The organism is Corynebacterium glyciniphilum AJ 3170, assembly GCF_007673095.1.
Lineage (GTDB): Bacteria > Actinomycetota > Actinomycetes > Mycobacteriales > Mycobacteriaceae > Corynebacterium.
Genome location: NZ_VDYZ01000001.1, coordinates 105,910 through 126,050, shown reverse-complemented (window position 1 = coordinate 126,050; position 20,141 = coordinate 105,910). Strand labels below are relative to the sequence as shown.

Genomic DNA, 20,141 nt, shown 5'->3' with positions numbered 1-20,141 from the left:
ACACGAACCTGTGTTCGATAACAGATCACACGCGCCGGACGCCGGATCGCGCGGTCAGACATCCTCACCGAGACGGCGTTCCGGCGGAACATCAAAGTCGTCGCACAGTGCCAGCCACACGTCCCTGAGGTCGTGCCCTTGTTCGATCAGCTCCCCCGGTGTCGCCCCCATGCCCGCCAGGACGTGACTCCCGGCGATCCAGCTACCGAAAGAGTCCCCGAACTCCCCGTGGACAAGTCGGTCGAACTCGGTACGTCGCATGGCCACCACGCTAACAGACGCGCCGCGGGGACCACGATCTTGAACGGCGTACAAGTTTCGGTCTAGAGTTCTTCACATGGTGAACTCTTCGATCCGTTCCCGGGCGTTGCCCGCACGCCGGTCCCCCGCCGCGGACATCGCTCTGATGGCGACCTTTGCTGCACTGATCATCGTGCTCGGCGCCGTGACGATCCCCGTCGGCGGACTCGGTGTGCCCATCGTCCTGCAGAACATGGGGGTGGCCCTGACAGCAATGATCCTGGGTTGGAAGCGTGGCGGACTTGCCGTGGCACTGTTCATCGCCGTCGGTTTCGTCGGCGTCCCGAACATGGCCGGCTGGAAACCCGCTCTGGCTGCCGTGGCAGGGCCGACGGTCGGATACGTTCTCGGGTACATCGTGTCCGCCGTCGTCATCGGGGCGATCGCCCAGTACGCACCACGCCGTCATGTCGGCCGTGTCGTCGTTTTCGTCGTAGCGGGGCTCGTCGGAGTCTGCGTGCAGTACCTCTGCGGCAGTGTCGGTCTGGTGTTCCGCACCGGCATGGACTTCACCGGTGCACTCATGTCGAATACGCCGTTCATTCCCGGTGACCTCGTGAAGGTGCTCGTCGCTGCCGTTATCGCCGCAGCAGTCGTCCGTGCCGTCCCTGACCTTCTCCCCTCGTCCCGGCACACAGGGGTGACACAGTGACTGTCCGCTTCCGTGACGCGTCGGTCGCCGTTGACGGCACAACCATCCTGCACCCGGTCAGCCTGGACCTCACGGAACAGCGCATCAGCATCATCGGTGCAAACGGGTCAGGTAAGTCGACTCTGATCCGGATGATCAACGGACTGACGTCGGCGACATCCGGTTCCGTGGAGGTCAACGGCGTTCCCGTCGGCCGCCGGGGAAGGAAGGTGAGAGGCGCTGTCGGCTTTCTGTTCTCCGACCCGGACAATCAGATCATCATGCCCAGCGTCGCCGAAGACGTCGCCTTCTCACTCCGCGGCGCCGGCCTGACACGTGATCAGGTCACGGAGCGGGTCACTGCATCATTGACCATGGCAGGCCTGACAGGCAAAGAGGAACAGTCGCCTCACCTGCTCTCCGGAGGTGAGAAGCAGATGCTGGCCCTGGCATCGATCACGGCTCTCGACCCACAGGTCATCGTCGCTGATGAACCGTCCTGTCTTCTCGACCTGGTCAACCGCAACCAGCTCCGGAAGACCCTCGGTTCCCTCTCTCAACAAGTCATCACGGTCACCCACGACCTGGAGCTCGCCGCCGACGCAGAGCGCACGATCTGTGTCGCGGACGGCCGGGTGATTGACGACGGGCCCCCGGACGAGGTCATATCCGCCTACGTCCGACGGATGAATGAGGCCAGCACACCATGATCAGCCCCTCACGGGTGCCACTCGGGGTCTACCACCCCGGTGCCTCCCCCCTTCACCGCCTCTCCCCCGGAATCAAGCTGGCCGTACTCAGCATCTTCCTGGTCGTGTCTGCAGTTGCCGTGGATTCATGGGTCGGCGGAGCCGTCAGCGTCGCGTTCGTCGCCCTGGCTGCATTCGTCGGACGCCTTCCTCCCAGACTGTTGATGCGTCAGCTAGCTGGCGCCCTACCGCTCCTGGTCTTCCTCGGACTCATGCTCTGGTGGAGAGCCGACGGTCACCAGGCCGCCACCATGGTCCTGGTCCTTTTCGCCGCCGTCGCAGGAGCCGTCACGCTCACGTTGACGACCCGTGTCTCTGAGCTGATGGACACCTTTGACCACCTCCTGGCCCCGTGTGCACGTATCGGAGTTCCGGTCGAACAGGTCAGTCTGGCGCTCACGCTGACGATCAGACTCATTCCCCTGCAGGTTCAGGCGGTCAATGAAGTCCTGGACGCGCGGAAAGCCCGTGGAAACCGTTCAGTCGGGCTGTCGTTGACCGCTTTCGGCGTACCGGTGATCGTGAGGACGATTCTGCGTGCCCGGGCGATCGCCGATGCTCTCCGGGCCCGCGGAGCAGCAGACTGAACGCCCGTCCGAAAGCTGAACCGACGCTACTCGCCGCGGAGCTCCCGCATCTTCTGGGCGACGGCGTCATTGTTGACGGCCTGTGCCTGAGGCTGCGCCTGATTGATCGCCTGCTGGGCGTTGTTGCCGCCCGCCACGGCGTTCTGGCCGGCGTTTCCCGACCCCATCTCAGCACGCAGCTGCTCGAGACGCGAGTGGCCGGCCATCTGAACACCTGCCTGCTCGACCTCAGCCATGCGGCCCTGGACGGAGTTCTCAGCCAGCTCAGCCTGTCCCAGTGCATTGGAGTAACGCCGCTCGATCTTCTCACGGACCTGGTCCAGGTTCGGCGAATCCGCACTGGCGGCGCGGTCCATCGACTGCAGCGACTCCGCAACCTTCTCCTGCATCTTCGCCTGCTCCAGCTGGCTCAACAGCTTCGTGCGCTCGGACACCTTCTGCTGGAGCTGCATGGAGTTCCGCTCCACGGCCTTCTTCGCCTGGTCAGCCTGCTGCAGCGACTGGTCGTGGAGCTGCTTCATGTCCTCCACGGACTGCTCCGCCGTCACCAGCTGGGCGGCGAAAGCCTCAGCCGCGTTCTCGTACTCGACGGCCTTCTGGTTGTCCCCTTCAGAACGCGCCTTGTCGGACAAGGTCAGTGCCTGCTTCGTATTGGCCTGAAGCTTCTCGATCTCCGCCAGCTGGCGGTTCAGCTTCATCTCGAGCTGCCGCTGGTTGCCGATGACGGCGGCCGCCTGCTGCGACAACTGCCGGTGCTGGTTCTGCGCCTCGCGGATGGCCTGTTCAATCTGCACCTTCGGGTCTGCATTCTCCTCGATCTTCGAGTCGAACAGCGCCATGAGGTACTTCCAGGCCTTAGAGAACGGGTTTGCCATGAGTCTGAACGTCTCCTTCGGACGGGGCGGGGCAGTCGCAGGGTTGTCGTGAACCAGGAAAGTATATCAGTGGGAAGCCACGGACACCGGTTCGACCGGTGTTGCCGCGGTAAGTTCGGCCGCGGCAGCATCGAACGCCATCATCGCCGCCGCCTCGATGATGACCTGCGACACCCTGATCCCCAACGCCATGCAGACGCTGGCCAGGAGTTCTGAGGAGACCTCCTTGCGGCCACGCTCCAGTTCCGAGAGGTAGCCCGGGCTCACGTTCGCGGCGACCGCAAGTTCGCGGAGGGTGCGGTGGGAATCCTCCCGGAAGCCGCGGAGCGTCGCTCCCAGGGCCTCACGCAGGAGCGGTTCGGCGAGGGTCGTTGAGACCGCGTCAACTCCCGCCAGGTCGACGTCGGGTCGTTCTTTCTCGAGTACCGAAGTGTGCTTTGCCATCACCGTCTCCAACGGTTGGGGATCCCTTTTTGTTCCCGTCCAAGTCTAGTCCACCGTCTCCACCGGCGTCGCGGTAACCGTGCCACGGGGCTCTCAGTCGTCGTCCGCCACCGCGGTGAGTGCATCAAGGGCGTCGACGGCATCGACGGCCAGTGACAGTGCACGTGCGGTCGTCGCTGAACGGATGGCCCCCCGCTGGTCCTGCCCCTGCTGGCGGGACGAGCTGAGCTCCGCGTCACCGAGGGACACCACGTGGTCGATCGCCTCCTCCCCGTGACGGGGCGCGGACCACACCGCGATGTAGACCTCACCAACGGGGTGACCGTCCTGCCTGTCAGGGCCCGCGACACCGGTGACGCCGAGCCCGATATCAGCGCCACACCGGCTCGCCGCGCCCCTCGCCAAAGCGCGTGCCACATCAGGGTCGACGGCACCCTGGGCCGACAACAGGGACTCGTCGACGCCTGCGAGCGTCGCCTTGAGGTCCGTCGCGTACACGACGAGGCCACCCCGGAGCACGGCAGACGCACCGGGGACGCCCGCGATGGTCGACGCGATGTCACCGGCGGTCAACGACTCCGCGGTCGCCACCGTGACCCCGGCCGACGTCGCGGACGACACCAGCCGACGCGCGAGGATCGCGGGAAGGGACGGGCCCGACGGCTCAGGCATCGGACCGGTTCCGGGAATCCAGGAGATACTGCACGCCGGTCACCACGGTCACCAGGACCGCCACGGCGATCAGGGGGTAGGTGAGCCAGTTGGTCCAGTCCGGCAACGGCGCGATGACCATCGCAACGGCCAGCGTCTGCAACACGGTCTTGAGCTTTCCGCCCTTCGACGCCGGAACGACTTTGCCCTTACGTGCCAGAACCATCCGCCATACCGTGATGCCGAGCTCCCGGAAGACGATGACTACGGTGACAGACCACCACAGGTCGCCCAGGATGTTCAGCGACACCATCGCCGAGATCATCAACGCCTTGTCTGCGATCGGGTCAGCGAGCTTCCCGTAGTCGGTGATCACCTCGTAACGGCGCGCCAGGAAACCGTCCAGCTGATCCGTGGCCATGAGCACACAGAAAGACAACAGGGCCCACCAGCGCAACGCGCTGTCGAGGTCCCGGTCCCCCGCCAGTGGCCCGGCCGCGATCAACAGCCAGACGAAGACCGGGATCAGGATGATCCGGACCGTGGTCAGGACATTCGGGAGGTTGAACCGGTGGACGGCGCGACCGAACTGCGACCTGCCGACACCGACCGGTGCCCCATGGTGGCCGCTGTTGCCGTTCCCGTCACTGTTCTGCATCTCGTGCTGCGTCTCTTGCACCCTTCACATCCTACCCAGTGCACGCGGAAGTTGGTGCACCGGCGCTAGCTGGTGTCAGTCGCGAGCGGCGCTCTCGACGGAGGAGTCCGCTGCTGGAGCAGACTCTTTCGCTGCGTCGCGCTTCGACTTCACCAGACTGGCGACCACAGTTACGGCCAGGACGCCGACGATGACCAACAGGGAGACCACCGTCTCCACCTCCGGCGCATTGAGCACGGGGTCGCCACCGTTGATGAAAGGAAGACCGTTCTCGTGCAGAGCATGCAGCACAAGCTTCACACCGATGAAGGCCAGGATGATGCCCAGCCCGTAGGGCAGGTACACCAGCCGGTCAAGGAGGCCGTCCAGCAGGAAGTACATCTGCCGCAGGCCCAGCAGCGCGAAGGCGTTCGTGGTGAAGACGATGTACGGCTCCTGGGTGATGCCGTAGATCGCCGGGATGGAGTCGAGGGCGAACATGAGGTCCGTCATGCCGATGGCGACGAGGCAGACCAGCAGGGGAGTCACCGCACGCTTGCCCAGCCGGCGCACCAGCAGCTTGTCACCGCTGTAGTCGTCAGCGACGGGGACCGCCTTGTTGAGGACCTTGATCAGCTTCATGTCACTGGGATCGCGGGCGGGCTTGTCCGACAGCTCATCCCGGACCACGGTGTATGCCGTCCACAGCAGCCAGATCCCGAAGATGTAGAACACGTCGGACCAGGCTTCAATGGCTGCAGCACCGAAAGCGATGAAGATGCCGCGGAAGACCAGGGCGAGAGCGATCCCGATCAACAGCACCTTCTGCTGGTATTCGCGGGGGACCTTGAACGTGCCCATGATCAAGGCGAAGATGAACAGATTGTCCACGCTCAAGGCCTTCTCGGTCACGTACCCGGTGAAGAACTCGACACCGTGTGCGTGCGGGTCTCCCGGTTCACCCCAGGTGAACCAGAGGAAGACGCCGAACGCGCAGGCCAGCCCGACGTAGAACAGGCTCCACCAGGCTGACTCTTTGATGGAGGGCGCGTGGGGTGTACGCACGTGGGTGTAGAAATCGAAGATGAAGAACCCGGCGATCACCGCAATGGTGATGATCCAGGTGAGTGCATTGACTTCCATGACTGGTCGAAACCTCCGGTCGGCTAGGTGGACCGGAGGTCTCCCCCACCACCACGGACTACTCGTGATGGCCGGCACGACCGGGGACCGAAGGCGGTCGCCGTGTTGACGATCAGTGCCGCGGGCGGGGTACTCCCCTCCTGACAGATTCGGACTCTACCAGAAGACTGCTAGAAAGCACCCGTCGTATGAGAGGGATCCGCCCGGACGACTCTGGTCTGACCGTCATCGACCACGGGAATTTCACCGGTGGGGTCACCGTCCTGACCGGTGTAGCCACCCGGAGCGGCAGCGGGTGCATCGTATTCTGCGCCGTCATCTGCATCTCCCTGGAGTTCCCTGGGCGCCTCGGCGGGGTCAGCTCCCTTGAGCATCCAGACGATGGTGTCCAGTTCCTCCGGCTTCACCAGCACGTCCCGGGCCTTGGAGCCTTCGGACGGCCCCACGACACCATGGGTCTCCATGAGGTCCATCAGCCGTCCTGCCTTGGCGAATCCGATCCGCAGCTTACGTTGCAGCATCGAGGTGGACCCGAACTGACTGGTGACAACGAGCTCCACGGCCTGCAGCAGGTCCTCGAGGTCATTGCCGATGTCCGGGTCGATGTCCTTCTTCGCCTCGGCGGCCTTGTCCTCGGTGACACCGTCGGTGTAGTCGGGTTCCGCCTGGTCCTTGGCGGCGTCGACCACGGCCTGGACTTCCTCGTCGGTCACGAAGGCGCCCTGCATGCGCAACGGCTTACCCGCGCCCTGCGGAATGAACAGTCCGTCGCCCATGCCGATGAGCTTCTCCGCCCCGCCCTGGTCGAGGATCACCCGCGAGTCAGTCAGCGAAGACGTCGCGAAAGCCAGGCGGGACGGGACGTTGGTCTTGATCAGTCCCGTGACCACGTCGACCGACGGCCGCTGCGTCGCCAGAACGAGGTGGATGCCTGCAGCGCGCGCCTTCTGGGTGATCCGGACGATCGCGTCCTCGATCTCCTTCGGCGCCGTCATCATCAGGTCGGCCAGCTCGTCGACCACACACACGATGTACGGGTAGGGACGGTACTCCCGCTCCGACCCGGCTGGAGTGGTGATCTCACCGGACTTGACCTTGCGGTTGAAGTCCTTGATGTGACGCACCCGGGTGGACTTCATGTCCATGTACCGCTGCTCCATCTCCTCGACCAGCCAGGTCAGTGCCGCAGCAGCCTTCTTCGGCTGGGTGATGATCGGCGTAACCAGGTGCGGGATCCCCTCGTAGGGAGTCAGCTCGACCATCTTCGGGTCGATGAGGATCAGTCGCACCTCCTCCGGGGTGGCGCGGGTCAGCAACGACACCAGGAGGGAGTTCACGAACGCGGACTTACCCGAGCCGGTGGACCCCGCGACCAGCAGGTGCGGCATCTTCTGGATCGAGTGGGCCACGAATGTGCCCTCGATGTCCTTACCCAGGCCGATGAGCATCGGGTCAGGGTCAGCGCTCACGTTCTGGGCGGTGAGCACGTCGCCGAGACGCACCATCTCGCGGTCGGAGTTCGGCACCTCGATACCCACGGCGGACTTTCCGGGGATCGGTGTGAGCAGCCGGACGTTGTCCGTCGCTGCAGCATACGCCAGATTCGACTGCAGGTTGGTGATCTTGGAGACCTTCACTCCTGGTCCGAGTTCGATCTCGTAGCGCGTCACCGTCGGACCCCGGGAGAATCCGGTGACCTGGGCGTCGATCTTGAATTCCTCGAAGACGTCGGTGATCGCCTCGATCATGCGGTCATTGGCGGCGCTGTGGGTCTTCGCCGTCTCTCCCGGCACGAGCAGTTCCGTGGACGGCAGGAGGTACTCCGCGGAGGTGACGTCCGTGGCACGCCCGACGTCGTCCCCGTCGCCGGCCGTCCCCGCACCCGGACCGTCGGCGGACGGCGCAGTGACGTCGGCACCCGAACGCGCCAGGATGCGTCGCCTGGTCTCCTCCCGTTCATCGGCGGCCGACTGTGCGCCCGCCGTCGGCCGCTCCGTCGGAACAACGGGGGCCGGCCGTGCCGGAGAGGTGGGCTCGGTCGGCGCCGATTCCTCGGTCGCCGGAGTTGCCGTTGACGTGACCGGCGAGGCGAGCAGGTCGTCGTCAATGGTCGACGTCGTCTCGGTAGCCCGACGGGCTGTCCGGGACGGGCGGGCCGCCGCAGCCCGCCCGGTGTCAGTGGACGCCGCGTCGTCCACGGTGGGTGCCTCGAGGTCGTCCTCGACAGGAGCCGTGGCTGCATCACCGCGGAAGACGAGGGTCGCCTGGTCGTCTGCCTCCGAATCGACGGGGTAGTTGTCCATCGGCGTCGCCGCGCGCGACGGCCGGGGACGGGACCTCGGTCGGTACGGAGCGTCGGCGGACGGGCTGTGACGCTCACGCGACGTCGCCCGCGGGGCACGGTCCTGCCGCACCGCATCGTCCAGTTCACGGTCCACGGATGCGTACTCGTCGTACTCGTCATCGTCGGACCCGTCGTAGGAATCGTAGGGGTCGTAGCCGTCGCGGCGGCCGCGTGCACGGTACCCCAGCCAGCCCGCGAGCGAGCCGACCAGTTGCCGTACCGTCATACCCGTCAGCTGGAGAGCACCGTAGACGATCACCATCAGCAGCAGCGGAACGGCGACATACTCACTGAATCCGACGGCCATGGGGGTACCGACGAACTGGCCGACGATCCCGCCGGCGGACGCCCGCCCCTCGATCTCCGACGGTTGCCCGGCGAGGATGTGGATCGTCCCGAGGACAGCGAGCACGATGATGCCGATGCCGATACCGAGACGCAGCCGCGAACGCTGCGTGGTGTCGACGCCCACCATGAGCACCCACGACGTCCCTGCGAGCAACACCGGGACAAGCAATGCCGCTGCGCCGATGAGGTACGTCAGCACGAAGTCGATGCCGCTTCCCACCGTGCCGCCGACCCCGAACCACGAGGTGCCCGCGATGATCAGTGCCAGCGCGAGAGCCCCCAGGGCGGCACCGTCGGAATGGCCGCCCACACGAACCCTGGTCCCGCGACTGTCGTCGTGTTCCGTCGGCTGTTCAGCACCATCCGGGGTGGCATGGGCCTCCACGTCGTCGTTCGCTCCTTTCGACCGGGTGCGGGCTGCTTTCTTCTTCTTCGAGACGCTGGCCCGGTCCAGCACGGTGGTCGGCAACTCGTCGGGCGCGTCGTCCTGTACCACGCCGGTATCGGGGGCGTCCGGAACCTTCACCGAGAGCTTCCGCGCGAGACCACCGAGGCCGCGGGACACTCCCCCCACCATGGAACCGACGGACGACCCGACCGCGCCAAAGGCACCGCCGGTCCGTTCAAAGTCGGCGGTGTCGTACGACGGGGTCCGTCGGGTACGGGCAGTGGCCGACGGTGTTTTCGCCGACGAACCCGTGGACGGACGGGATGATCGCCCAGTGGAGCGCCGGGAGGAGGCCCCGGGAGAAGTACGCGTGCGACTGGTCGTTGACATGCGCGCCAGTTTAGCCCGAGGACCCCACCTTTAACAGTCGCAACACGCGTCACACCAGTGACACTTACAACACCATCACTCAAAGACTGATCCGACGGACCGCATCCTCATCCCCGACCACAGTCACGTCACAAGCCTTGATCCTCCCGTAAATCCACAGCAACAGTTCGCCCGTTTCACCCGTCACGGTGACCTCCTGCGAGCCGTTACCTACTTTCACGGACTCGCCCGCCCCGTCGGTACGCACCAGGTTCACCGCGACACCAGAGCCCCGGATGAGACCACGGGAGATCTGTCTCACCGCTCCCCACAGCGTCTCCCTGGTCTCTCGGGGCAGGCCACGGGGCGACCACTCCCCTCCCCCGCGACGTACATCCTCATGGTGGACGAAATTCTCCCCCAGGTTGATGAACCGGTCGCCGAGGCGCATCGGGTTCCACACCGGCGGTCCTGCGCGGTAGAGCTCCACCAGTTCCTCGAAATCCCGGCTTTCGTACTGTCGACTCAGCGACGCCAGGTGCCCCGCCAACGGCGGCAGGAACATCCCCGCCATCGCGTCCGGACGGTACTCACGCAGGACGAGGTGAATCGCCATGTCGCGGGTCATCCACCCCTCACACAGCGTGGGCTGGTCGGGGCCCAGGGACAACAGAAGGTCCGCCAGCGCCTGGCGTTCGTCATGGGAGACTGTCATGTCTCCCGATGCTACGCGGGCTGCTGGCGGACCGTCGGCGTCCGAGGCAGGTCCTACAGGGAGGGGACGTGGTCCTCGGGGTCGAGCTCCTCGACGATCTCGCTCGTCATCGGCACAACCGTCGGAACGATGAAGGGCTCACGCTTCCACTTGTCCTTGACGAACTTGCCGACCTTCCGGCGCAGGGTCTGCGCCATCCGGTAGGGGTCGTTCTCGCCCTGGCCGGAGAGGTCCAGCATGACGTTGTCGACAAGTTCAGCGACCTGACGCATCATGTCCTTGGACGCGTCCGAGAAACCACGGGCCTGGACCTGCGGGTCCTCCAGCGGCCGTCCGGTCCGGTTGTCGATGACCACGGTCACCGAGATCAGGCCACCCTCCGACATCGCTGTCCGGTCCTCGAGCTCCTCAGCTCCCACGTCACCCATGGTGACGCCGTCGACGTAGAGGTTGCCGACCGGAATCTGTCCCACGACCGAGGCCTGACCGTTGACGAGGTCGACGACGACACCGTTCTGCGCCAGGACGGTGTGGTCACGTGCCACACCGGTGGAGACCGCGAGTTCACGGTTGGCACGCAGGTGCCGCCACTCGCCGTGCACCGGCATGGCGTTGCGCGGGCGTGCGGCGTTGTACAGGAACAGCAGTTCCCCGGAGTAGCCGTGACCCGAGGTGTGCACCATGGCGTCCTTGCCCGTGATGACCTCTGCACCGATCTGCGACAGCATGTTGATGACCCCGAAAACGGCTTCTTCGTTGCCGGGCACCAGCGAGGAGGACAGGACGATCAGGTCGCCGGGCCTCACGGTGATCTGGCGGTGCTCACGACGTGCCATACGGGAGAGGGCGGCCATCGGCTCACCCTGGGTGCCGGTGGTGATCAGCACGACCTTGTGCGGAGCCATACGGCTGGCCTCGTCCATCGAGACGATGGTGCCACGCGGAGCGGTCAGCAGTCCGAGCCGTTCGGCGATCTCCATGTTGCGGATCATTGATCGACCGTTGAACGCTACCTTGCGTCCGGCGGCCACGGCCGCGTCGACAGCCATCTGCACACGGGCGACGTTGGAGGCGAACGACGCGATGATGACGCGCTGCTTCGCCTCAGTGACGATGCGCCGGAGGTTCGGCCCGATGGCCGCTTCCGACGGCGAGACACCCGGTGTGGTGGCGTTGGTCGAGTCGCAGAGGAACAGGTCGATGCCTTCGTCACCGAACCGGGACAGAGCCGGGAGGTCGGTCGGACGCCCGTCCGCGGGAGTCTGGTCGAGCTTCACGTCACCGGTGTGGACGAGCAGCCCCGCACCGGTCTTCAACGCGATGCCGAGGCACTCCGGGATGGAGTGACCGACGTTGAAGAAACGGAGGTCGAAGGGACCGCGGCTCTCGTGGGAGGTGTCGTCGACCTCGATGAGCTTCGGGCGCAGCCGGTGCTCCTGGCACTTCGCGGCGATCAGCGCGCATGTGAACCGCGAGCCGATGATCGGGATGTCCGCACGCTGCTTCAACAGCCACGGGATGGCGCCGATGTGGTCCTCGTGACCGTGGGTGACCACGAGAGCCTCCACACGGTCCCACTTGTCGTCGAGGTAGGAGAAGTCCGGCAGGATCAGGTCCACACCCGGCTCCCCCGACGAGGGGAAGAGGACACCGCAGTCGATGATGATGATGCGGTTGTGGTACTCGAAGACGGTCATGTTGCGGCCGATCTCGGAGATACCGCCGAGCGCGATGATGCGCAGGCCGTCCTTCGGGGCCTTCGGCGGTTTGGGCAGCCGCTGGGTCAGGTCCGCACCCTGCATCGTCTGCACGGCGTTGCGACGACGGTCGCCACCCTGGTTGTTCCGGTTACCCCGGTTACGGTTGCCACCGCCCTGGTTGCCCTGGTTGCCCTGGCCCCCCTGGTTACGGCCTCCGCGGTTACGGCTGTTGCCGCCCTGGTTGTTGCCAGCGTTGTTGGCGTTGTTTCCGCCGTTTCCGCCGTTGTTACCGCGGCCCCTGGATCGGCGTGACCGGGAGCGGCTTCCACCGCCGGAGTTGTTGCCGGAGTTTGTGTCCGCGTTGGACGACGCCGAGGGACCGGAGTCCGACGCGCCGTCGGTGTTACCGGTATTGCTGTTCGTCTCCGGAGCGGAGTCAGTGGCCTGTCCGCCGTCATTGAAGGTGGCGGTCACGTCCGCGGCACTGGTGTCAGCGCTCGGCGGAGCGGCCTTCCGGGTCACCTTGCGTGCCCGGGAACGGTTCTCAGTCATAGTGTCCTTATACCCCTGCGTTCCGCAGGTCTTCTGCCAGTCGGTCGATGTCCGCCGACGTGGGTTCGATGATGGGCAGGCGCGGTGCGCCCACCTCAATTCCATGAAGTGTGAGTGCCGCCTTGGCGAATGCCACCCCACCGAGCCGGGCCTGGGCGCGGGTCAGTGGGATCAGGCGGTTGGCGATCGACCGGGCGCCGGTGATGTCACCGGCGTCGACGGCGTCGCGGAGTGCGCGCAGCTGTGGGGCGGCGACATGTCCGATGACGGAAATCATGCCGGTTGCGCCGACAGCGAGCCACGGCACGTTCAACGGGTCATCCCCGGAGTACCACGCCAGTTCCGTCTCCTCCAGCAACTGCATCGCTGCAGGAAGATCACCTTTGGCGTCCTTGACCGCCTGGATGTTCGGGTGGTCGGCGAGCCGACGAAGTGTGTCGGACTCGATGGGGACCACGGACCGGGACGGAATGTCGTAGAGGCAGATCGGGGTGTCCACCGCATCCGCCACAGCGGTGAAATGCTGGTAGAGCCCTTCCTGACTCGGTCGGGAGTAGTAGGGGGTGACCACGAGCAGGCCGTCCGCACCGGCAGCCGCCGATGCCTTCGACAGCTCCACGGAGTCCGCGGTGCTGTAGGTACCGCTGCCGGCGACGAGTTTCACCCGGTCGCCGAGCTCAGCGCGGACCGCCTTGAGCAGGTCGATCTTCTCCGAGGGGCGGACCGTGGGTGACTCACCCGTGGTGCCGCTCAGAACAAGAGCGTCACAACCCTGGTCCACCAGGTGTCCCGCCAGGGATACACCGGCGTCCAGGTCGATGCTGCCGTCCTTCGCGAAGGGCGTCACCATCGCCACAGAGACCGTGCCGAAGAACTCGGCTCCTCTTGTCGCTGTCATACCTGTGCTCATGTCAGCATAGGTTACCGCCCACGGGCCCCGATGTGTACCAGGACCCCCGGCGACGCGCCGGGGCCGTCAGATGTCGGCGACGTATGGGCTGGTCGCCATCATGGTGCCGTCGCGCAGTTCAGTGACCGTGAAATCATCGAAGATCTCCGGACTGACCCCGCGCAGCAGGCCGAGACATTCTACGGCGACGCGGCGGATCTCCGGGTCGGCATGCTCTGCGGCGCGCATCCCGATGAAGTGGCGCCATGAACGCATGTTCCCCGTCATCACGAAACGGGTCTCAGTGGCATTGGGCAGGACCGCACGGGCGGCCTGACGGGCCTGCTTGGCCCGCAGTACGGAGTTGGCCTCGGTGGTGGACCGGGCCTCAAGCGCCTCCAGCAGTTCCTCGTAGGCGTCCCGTGCGACATCGGTGGCGTGGAGCAGCAGTTCGGCGATCTCGGGGTCGGCGCCGATCGTGTCGGGGACCACGACCTCCGACTGTCCCGGCGGCACGTAGCGCTGTGAGAGCTGGCTGAAGGAGAAGTGGCGGTGCCGCATGATCTCGTGTGCACATGACCGTGAGACACCGCGCAGGTACACCCCGGCCGAGGCGTGTTCCAGCAGACTCAGGTGACCGACATCAAGGATGTGCCGGATGTAGGCGGCGTTCTCCGCGGTATGCGGGTTGGGGCGGTCCCACGTCTCGTAGCACGCGCGACCGGCGAACTCGACGAGGTTCGACGCGTCTCCGCCCGTCTCCGAGGGCTCCCAGGGCACATCCACTGGAGGCAGGAACGTCGTCTGTGAAACAAGCCTGGCGGAGAACTCGGAGGTGGTGGGCATCGCCTGTGTACGCTTCCCTGTCGTTCGAAGGTGTCTGGGGAGGGGCAGCGCGACCTACTCGGCGGGAGTACCGAGCGAGTCGAGACCGAGGAACTTCTCCAGGCCGACGGTCAGCCCCGGAGTCGACGCGATCTTGTCGACGCCCAGCAGCACGCCGGGCACGAAGGACTCCCGGTCGTAGGAATCCTGCTTGATGGTCAGGGTCTGTCCGGCAGCACCCAGAATGACCTGCTCGTGAGCGACCATGCCGGTCATACGCACCGCATGAACCGGGACACCGTCGACATCGGCGCCACGGGCACCGTCCAGTGACTGGTCGGTGGCGTCAGGCTGCGCTCCCAGGCCTGCCGCACGCCGGGCCCGTGCCACGCCCTCCGCGGTGTGCACCGCGGTCCCGGACGGCGCATCCTTCTTGTTGGGATGGTGGAGTTCGATGACCTCGGCGGAATCAAAGTACGGCGCGGCGATCTCAGCGAGCTTCATCGTGAGCACCGCGGAGATGGCGAAGTTCGGGGCGACCAGGACTCCGGTCGCGGGTGAGTCCTCCAGCCACCCCCGGACCGTGTCATAGCGTTCCGGCGTCCAGCCCGTGGTTCCGACGACCGCGTGGATGCCGTGCGCGACACAGAATTCCAGGTTGCCCATGACGGCGTCCGGAACGGTGAAGTCGACGACAACCTCGGTACCGCTGTCGACCAACGCCGCGAGGTCATCCCCGTGGTCGAGGGCCGCAGACAGTTCGAGACCGTCTGTCTTCTCCACGGCGGCGACGACGGCGGTGCCGACCCTGCCGTGGGCTCCGAGAACTCCGACTTTCGTCATGTGCATCTACTCCTGAATCATTCCGGTGGTGTGTGGCTGGCGGTTGACGTCCGGAGAGGTCAGTTGGCGTCAACGAGGACCAGGGAAATCTTTCCCCGGTTGTCGATGTCGGCGATCTCGACCTCGAGGGCCTGACCGACCGAGACCTCGTCCTCGACCTTCTCGACCCGACGGTCGCCGCCGAGGTTCGAGATGTGGATCAGTCCGTCCTTGCCCGGGAGCAGGGAGATGAAGGCACCGAAGGCCGTGGTCTTCACCACGGTGCCCAGGTACCGGTCCCCGACCTTCGGCAACTGCGGGTTGGCGATCGAGTTCACCTTGTCGACGGCTGCGTCGGCTGCCTTGCCGTCCGCAGCAGAGATGAAGACTGTTCCGTCATCTTCGATGGAGATGTTGGCACCGGTCTCCTCGGTGATCTGGTTGATCGTCTTGCCCTTCGGTCCGATGAGCTCACCGATCTTGTTCTGCGGGACGCTGACCGTGGTGATCCGCGGGGCGAACTCGCTCATTTCCTCCGGTCCTGCCACAGCTTCACCCATGGTGGACAGGATCTCCAGGCGCGCGCTGCGGGCCTGGGCCAACGCAGCGACGAGAACGTCTGACGGAATGCCGTCGACCTTCGTGTCCAGCTGCAGGGCGGTGACGTAGTCGGCGGTGCCGGCGACCTTGAAGTCCATGTCGCCGAAAGCGTCCTCGGCACCGAGGATGTCGGTGAGGGTGACGTAGCTTTCCTTGCCGTCGACTTCACCGGTGACCAGACCCATGGCGATGCCCGCCACCGGAGCCTTGAGAGGCACGCCGGCGTTGTAGAGCGACAGGGTGGAGGCACAGACTGATCCCATGGACGTCGATCCGTTCGAGCTCAGTGCCTCGGACACCTGCCGGATCGCGTACGGGAACTCCTCGCGGGAGGGGATCACCGGCAGCAGGGCACGCTCGGCCAGGGCACCGTGACCGATCTCGCGACGCTTCGGGGATCCGACACGTCCGGTCTCACCGGTGGAGTACGGCGGGAAGTTGTAGTGGTGGATGTACCGCTTCGAGTCCACCGGACCGAGGCTGTCGATGCTCTGCTCCATCTTGAGCATGTCCAGTGTGGTCACGCCCAGGATCTGGGTCTCGCCCCGCTCGAAGAGGGCGGAACCGTGTGCACGCGGCACCAGGTCGATCATCACGCCGAGATCGCGGATGGCCGTGGCGTCACGGCCGTCGATGCGGAAGCCGTCAGTGAGGATGCGGGTCCGCACCAGCTGGCGGGTGACCTCGTTGTGGGCGTTGCGGATCTCGGAGATGCGGCCCTCGAACTGGTCCTCCAGCGCCTCGACGGTCGCGGCCATGTCCTCGGACAGCGCGTCATCGCGCTCGGCCTTGTCGGCGATGGACATGATGCCGGAGAGCTTGTCTGCGGACTCGGACTCGACGGCTGCGAACACATCCTCGCCGAAGGGCGGGAACAGCTCGAAAGCGCGTGCCTGGGCATCGACCGCGGTGGCCAGTGCCGCCTGGGCACCGCAGAGTTCAGCGATGAAGGGACGTGCGGCGTCAATGCCCTGGGCGACGACGGCCTCCGTCGGCGCCGGGGCGCCTTCTGAGACGCGCTGGACGACGGAGTCGGTGGCCCCGGCCTCAACCATCATGATGGCGACGTTCTCACCGGGAACGGGCTTGCGGCGACCACGTCCCTTACGGACCGGCTCGACGACGCGGCCTGCGACGACAAGTTCGAAGACCGCCTGTTCCTGCTGCTGACGGGTCGGGAAGGCCACCCACTGGCCTTCGGCATGGTCCTCGTCGACGACGAGGGCCATCCGGACGCCACCGACCGGGCCGGAGACCGGCAGGCCGGAGAGCTGCGTGGACGCGGAGGCGGCGTTGATGGCGACCACGTCGTACATGTCGTCGGGATCCATGGACATGACCGTGACCACGACCTGGACCTCGTTGCGGATTCCCTTGGCGAAGGTCGGGCGTAGCGGCCGGTCAATCAGACGGCAGGCCAGGATGGCTTCGGTGCCGGGCCGGCCTTCGCGACGGAAGAAGCTGCCGGGGATGCGCCCTGCGGCGTACATGCGCTCTTCGACGTCGACCGTCAGCGGGAAGAAGTCGAGGTTCTCCTTCGGCTTCTTCGATGCGGTGGTCGTCGACAGCATCATGGTGTCGTCGTCGAGGTAGGCGGTGACGGCCCCGTCCGCCTGGCGTGCCAGCAGACCGGTCTCGAAGGAGACCGTCCGGGTACCGAAGTCACCGTTGTCGAGGGTTGCGGTGGACTCCCAGATACCGGACTCGGCGTCGATGAGTTCAGCCGTGTGGGTCGGCGCGACCGGCGTCTTGGTCGCCGGCGTCTTCTTCTCCGGAGCAGCCTTCGCGGGAGCCTTCTTCGCCTGCGTCTTCTTCGCGGGAGCCTTCTTGGCCGGGGCCTTGGCAGCTCCCGTCGCCCCCGCAGCAGCCGTCTTCTTCGCTGGTGCCTTCTTCGCAGCGGTCTTCTTGGCCGGTGCCTTCTTCGTCGAGGCCTTCTTCGGCTGGGTGTCGTTCTCGTTCTGCGATGTCACGTTGGTGCGTATACCTTCTGCGTCTTTTTCGGTCCCTGTGCCGGTCGTCGGTGCCGGCCTCGGGTACGGATTCTAGTGTTCTGGACAATTACCGCAGATCATCCTACACCACCACCGGCTGAAACACGCCCTCTGAATACTGGGACGACAAAACCCCGCACACCGTCAGTGACGGTCTGCGGGGTCAGTGCCGGCGCTGGGGACGTCTAGCGACGCAGACCCAGGCGCTCGATCAGGGAACGGTAACGCTCGACGTTGTTCTCCTGCAGGTACTTCAGCAGCCTCTTGCGACGACCGACCAGCAGCAGCAGTCCGCGGCGGGAGTGGTGGTCGTGCTTGTGGAACTTGAGGTGCTCGGTCAGCTGACGGATACGCACCGTCATCAGCGCGACCTGCGCCTCAGGCGAGCCGGTGTCGGTCTCATGGACGCCGAATTCCTTGAGGGTCTCGGCCTTCTGGTCCTTGGTCAGAGCCATGGTGATTCTCCTGATGGTTGTTTCAGTCCGCGCGAAAAATGAGGACGTACCGCCCTGGGGCGAGCGCCGTTGTGACTACCGCGAACCACAGTCACAGACCGGATGACACTATCATCCCCGCTCGCGGGGCACCAATCTCCGTGTGGCCTCGACATCATTGCCGATGGCCTCGACGAGTTCATCGAGTCCGTCGTAGTTCTCCATGCCACGGATGTGGTCGATGAAACTGACGGTGACTTTCCTGCCGTAGAGGTCGGCTTCATGGTCCAGGACGAATGCCTCCACGCTACGGGTCTCGTCGCCGAACGTAGGGTTCGTACCGACCGAAATCGCCGCAGGAAGGTGGACGTCGACGGGCATGTCGCCGACCAGGGCGCCGACAGGATCTTTCTGGGTCGGCAGGATACGGAGGTCCCCGGCGTAGACGCCGTCCGCCGGCAGGGCCTGACTGTCCGGGAAATACAGGTTCGCCGTCGGGAACCCCAGGGCGGCACCTCCCCTGCCTGCCCCCCTGGTCACGACACCTCGGACGGTGAAGTTCCGCCCCAGGGCACCTGCAGCACCTGCGACATTCCCCGCGGCGAGCTGCTGACGGATCCAGGATGAACACACAGTGTGACCGTCGGTGCCGTCGCCGTCACGCAGCAGTCCGTGGACAGTGACGTCCACACCGTAGCGCTTCCCCAGTTCCTTCATCGTCTCCGAGGTGCCGGACGCCTGGCTCCCGAAGGTGAAGTTGTCCCCCACCACCACGGCCTTAGCCTTGAAGAGATCGACGATGACCCGCCGGAAGTACTCTTCCGGGCTCCAGGAGATGATCTCGTCGTCGAAGGCGACCACGAGCATCGCGTCGATACCGTACCGGGCGGCACTCACCGCCCGCTGTTCGACCGTGGCAAGCAACGGCGGGACGCTCTTCGGCAGGAAGATCACCGTCGGGTGGGGGTCGAAAGTCATCATCACCGCCGGCACACCGAGCTCCCGTGCCTTGGTGACCGCCGTGTCGATCAACGTCTGGTGCCCACGGTGCACTCCGTCGAAGACACCGATCGTCACCACGCTTCCCTGGAGGTCCGAGGGAACCTCGTCCAGTCCGTTCCAGATATCCACGGACACCACACTACGACACTTCCGGAGACCACCTAGACTGTGCTCCATGCCTGGAAGAGAATCAGCCGACGGGATCATCGCCCGGTCCGGTCTCGTCATCGTCGACAAACCCGCCGGAATGACCAGTCACGACGTCGTCTCACGGTGTCGACGCATCTTCGGCACACGACGGGTCGGGCACTCCGGAACCCTGGACCCGATGGCCACCGGCGTCCTCGTCGTCGGAGTCGAACGCGGCACCAAGTTCCTCGCACACGTGGTGACACACGACAAACGGTACGACGCGACGGTCCGCTTCGGGTCGGCCACCGTCACCGACGACATCGAGGGCGACACGATCTCCACGGCACCTGCCGAGGCGATGGACTCCCTGACGGTCGACGGTGTCCGGGAGGCCTTCGCCACACAGTCCGGCGAGATCATGCAACGCCCCAGCAGTGTCAGTTCAATCAAGGTCAACGGCCGTCGGGCCCACGAACTCGTCCGGGAGGGTGTGGATGTCGTGCTGCCCGAGCGACCCGTGACCGTCCACGAACTCGTCGTCACCGACATCCGGATCGACGGTGAGGGCGAGGAGCGGGTCGCCGAGGCGGACATCAGCGTGCACTGCTCTTCGGGCACCTACATCCGGTCAATCGCACGGGATGTCGGTGAGAACCTCGGTGTCGGCGGTCATCTGAGCGCACTGCGGCGTACGAGCGCAGGACCCTTCGCCGTAACCGAGGCCCGGACGCTGGATGAGCTCTCCGCCGTCCGCGACGACACCGACGCCTCCCCCGCACTGACGATGTCCCTGGACGAGGCGATGTCGACCTGCTTCCCGGTCCGTGAGGTCTCCGGTGCGGACGGAGACGCACTGTCGTTGGGTAAGTGGCTCTCCCCGGTCGGGAGGCGCGGCGTCTATGCCGCCGTCACCCCTGACGGCAGGGCCGTGGCCCTCCTCGAGGAGAAAGGCACACGCGCAGCCAGCGTCTTCGTGGCACGCCCGGCGGGAATGGACTGAGTCGTCCGGTCGT

At 65.5% G+C, this 20,141-nt stretch carries 19 protein-coding genes; 4 read left to right on the top strand and 15 right to left on the bottom strand.

Annotated features, from left to right (window positions below; translation table 11 throughout):
- Positions 1-54 precede the first annotated feature (54 nt).
- Positions 55-261, bottom strand: a complete 207-nt coding sequence (locus FS507_RS00590) for a DUF3046 domain-containing protein (protein WP_145940924.1) — start codon at positions 259-261, stop codon at positions 55-57.
- Between the two features lie 76 nt (positions 262-337).
- On the opposite strand from FS507_RS00590, the gene FS507_RS00585 reads away from it, so the two are divergent.
- From FS507_RS00585 to FS507_RS00575, 3 genes are read left to right on the top strand one after another with little or no spacing between them, the layout of a single operon-like run.
- Positions 338-952, top strand: a complete 615-nt coding sequence (locus FS507_RS00585) for a biotin transporter BioY (protein ID WP_145940923.1) — start codon at positions 338-340, stop codon at positions 950-952.
- On the top strand, positions 949-1,641 hold the full coding sequence (locus FS507_RS00580) for an energy-coupling factor ABC transporter ATP-binding protein (protein ID WP_145940922.1): 693 nt from the start codon (positions 949-951) through the stop codon (positions 1,639-1,641). The genes FS507_RS00585 and FS507_RS00580 overlap by 4 nt, the downstream gene beginning before the upstream one ends.
- Positions 1,638-2,267, top strand: a complete 630-nt coding sequence (locus tag FS507_RS00575; protein ID WP_145940921.1) for an energy-coupling factor transporter transmembrane component T family protein — start codon at positions 1,638-1,640, stop codon at positions 2,265-2,267. Before FS507_RS00580 ends, FS507_RS00575 begins: the two co-directional genes overlap by 4 nt.
- A gap of 26 nt (positions 2,268-2,293) precedes the next feature.
- Here the strand turns inward: FS507_RS00575 and FS507_RS00570 are convergent, their stop codons facing one another.
- The 14 genes from FS507_RS00570 to FS507_RS00505 form a co-directional block, all read right to left on the bottom strand.
- Positions 2,294-3,142, bottom strand: a complete 849-nt coding sequence (locus FS507_RS00570) for a PspA/IM30 family protein (RefSeq protein WP_145940920.1) — start codon at positions 3,140-3,142, stop codon at positions 2,294-2,296.
- Between the two features lie 66 nt (positions 3,143-3,208).
- Positions 3,209-3,586: a helix-turn-helix domain-containing protein gene (locus FS507_RS00565; RefSeq protein WP_038548257.1), complete on the bottom strand. Its 378-nt coding sequence runs from the start codon at positions 3,584-3,586 to the stop codon at positions 3,209-3,211.
- 93 nt (positions 3,587-3,679) lie between these two features.
- Positions 3,680-4,258: a CinA family protein gene (locus FS507_RS00560; protein ID WP_145940919.1), complete on the bottom strand. Its 579-nt coding sequence runs from the start codon at positions 4,256-4,258 to the stop codon at positions 3,680-3,682.
- On the bottom strand, positions 4,251-4,895 hold the full coding sequence (gene pgsA, locus FS507_RS00555) for a CDP-diacylglycerol--glycerol-3-phosphate 3-phosphatidyltransferase (RefSeq protein ID WP_145941133.1): 645 nt from the start codon (positions 4,893-4,895) through the stop codon (positions 4,251-4,253). The genes FS507_RS00560 and pgsA overlap by 8 nt, the downstream gene beginning before the upstream one ends.
- A 75-nt stretch (positions 4,896-4,970) precedes the next feature.
- On the bottom strand, positions 4,971-6,017 hold the full coding sequence (locus tag FS507_RS00550; protein WP_145940918.1) for a TerC family protein: 1,047 nt from the start codon (positions 6,015-6,017) through the stop codon (positions 4,971-4,973).
- Between the two features lie 170 nt (positions 6,018-6,187).
- Complete coding sequence (locus FS507_RS00545; RefSeq protein WP_145940917.1) at positions 6,188-9,487, bottom strand: DNA translocase FtsK; 3,300 nt, start codon at positions 9,485-9,487, stop codon at positions 6,188-6,190.
- Between the two features lie 79 nt (positions 9,488-9,566).
- Complete coding sequence (locus FS507_RS00540; RefSeq protein WP_145940916.1) at positions 9,567-10,181, bottom strand: TIGR03085 family metal-binding protein; 615 nt, start codon at positions 10,179-10,181, stop codon at positions 9,567-9,569.
- A gap of 53 nt (positions 10,182-10,234) precedes the next feature.
- Positions 10,235-12,433 carry a ribonuclease J gene (locus tag FS507_RS00535; protein ID WP_145940915.1) on the bottom strand — a complete coding sequence of 733 codons (2,199 nt, stop codon included), beginning with the start codon at positions 12,431-12,433 and terminating at the stop codon, positions 10,235-10,237.
- Between the two features lie 7 nt (positions 12,434-12,440).
- A complete protein-coding gene (dapA, locus tag FS507_RS00530) occupies positions 12,441-13,343 on the bottom strand; it encodes a 4-hydroxy-tetrahydrodipicolinate synthase (protein WP_145940914.1) in 903 nt (300 codons plus the stop codon).
- A 66-nt stretch (positions 13,344-13,409) separates the two neighbouring features.
- Positions 13,410-14,168, bottom strand: coding sequence for an FAD-dependent thymidylate synthase (thyX, locus tag FS507_RS00525; protein ID WP_145940913.1), 759 nt, complete (start codon positions 14,166-14,168; stop codon positions 13,410-13,412).
- A gap of 54 nt (positions 14,169-14,222) precedes the next feature.
- Positions 14,223-14,990, bottom strand: coding sequence for a 4-hydroxy-tetrahydrodipicolinate reductase (gene dapB / locus FS507_RS00520; RefSeq protein ID WP_145940912.1), 768 nt, complete (start codon positions 14,988-14,990; stop codon positions 14,223-14,225).
- A 59-nt stretch (positions 14,991-15,049) separates the two neighbouring features.
- Entirely contained in the window at positions 15,050-17,284 is a 2,235-nt protein-coding gene (locus FS507_RS00515) for a polyribonucleotide nucleotidyltransferase (RefSeq protein ID WP_145941132.1), read from the bottom strand.
- Positions 17,285-17,745: 461 nt separating this feature from the next.
- The gene (gene rpsO, locus FS507_RS00510; RefSeq protein ID WP_038548233.1) at positions 17,746-18,015 is read right to left on the bottom strand and encodes a 30S ribosomal protein S15; all 270 of its coding nucleotides are present in this window, start codon (positions 18,013-18,015) and stop codon (positions 17,746-17,748) included.
- 111 nt (positions 18,016-18,126) lie between these two features.
- Positions 18,127-19,125 carry a bifunctional riboflavin kinase/FAD synthetase gene (locus tag FS507_RS00505; RefSeq protein ID WP_186314500.1) on the bottom strand — a complete coding sequence of 333 codons (999 nt, stop codon included), beginning with the start codon at positions 19,123-19,125 and terminating at the stop codon, positions 18,127-18,129.
- A gap of 46 nt (positions 19,126-19,171) precedes the next feature.
- On the opposite strand from FS507_RS00505, the gene truB reads away from it, so the two are divergent.
- Complete coding sequence (gene truB / locus FS507_RS00500; RefSeq protein WP_186314499.1) at positions 19,172-20,128, top strand: tRNA pseudouridine(55) synthase TruB; 957 nt, start codon at positions 19,172-19,174, stop codon at positions 20,126-20,128.
- Positions 20,129-20,141: the final 13 nt, after the last annotated feature.

Coding starts and splice junctions, on each gene's coding strand:
- dapA (WP_145940914.1), bottom strand. CDS start 13,343: ATGAGCACAGGTATGACAGCGACAAGAGGAGCCGAGTTCTTCGGCACG.
- pgsA (WP_145941133.1), bottom strand. CDS start 4,895: ATGCAGAACAGTGACGGGAACGGCAACAGCGGCCACCATGGGGCACCG.
- FS507_RS00535 (WP_145940915.1), bottom strand. CDS start 12,433: ATGACTGAGAACCGTTCCCGGGCACGCAAGGTGACCCGGAAGGCCGCT.
- FS507_RS00570 (WP_145940920.1), bottom strand. CDS start 3,142: ATGGCAAACCCGTTCTCTAAGGCCTGGAAGTACCTCATGGCGCTGTTC.
- FS507_RS00540 (WP_145940916.1), bottom strand. CDS start 10,181: ATGACAGTCTCCCATGACGAACGCCAGGCGCTGGCGGACCTTCTGTTG.
- rpsO (WP_038548233.1), bottom strand. CDS start 18,015: ATGGCTCTGACCAAGGACCAGAAGGCCGAGACCCTCAAGGAATTCGGC.
- thyX (WP_145940913.1), bottom strand. CDS start 14,168: ATGCCCACCACCTCCGAGTTCTCCGCCAGGCTTGTTTCACAGACGACG.
- FS507_RS00590 (WP_145940924.1), bottom strand. CDS start 261: ATGCGACGTACCGAGTTCGACCGACTTGTCCACGGGGAGTTCGGGGAC.
- FS507_RS00545 (WP_145940917.1), bottom strand. CDS start 9,487: ATGTCAACGACCAGTCGCACGCGTACTTCTCCCGGGGCCTCCTCCCGG.
- FS507_RS00550 (WP_145940918.1), bottom strand. CDS start 6,017: ATGGAAGTCAATGCACTCACCTGGATCATCACCATTGCGGTGATCGCC.
- FS507_RS00560 (WP_145940919.1), bottom strand. CDS start 4,258: ATGCCTGAGCCGTCGGGCCCGTCCCTTCCCGCGATCCTCGCGCGTCGG.
- truB (WP_186314499.1), top strand. CDS start 19,172: ATGCCTGGAAGAGAATCAGCCGACGGGATCATCGCCCGGTCCGGTCTC.
- FS507_RS00585 (WP_145940923.1), top strand. CDS start 338: ATGGTGAACTCTTCGATCCGTTCCCGGGCGTTGCCCGCACGCCGGTCC.
- FS507_RS00565 (WP_038548257.1), bottom strand. CDS start 3,586: ATGGCAAAGCACACTTCGGTACTCGAGAAAGAACGACCCGACGTCGAC.
- dapB (WP_145940912.1), bottom strand. CDS start 14,990: ATGACGAAAGTCGGAGTTCTCGGAGCCCACGGCAGGGTCGGCACCGCC.
- FS507_RS00575 (WP_145940921.1), top strand. CDS start 1,638: ATGATCAGCCCCTCACGGGTGCCACTCGGGGTCTACCACCCCGGTGCC.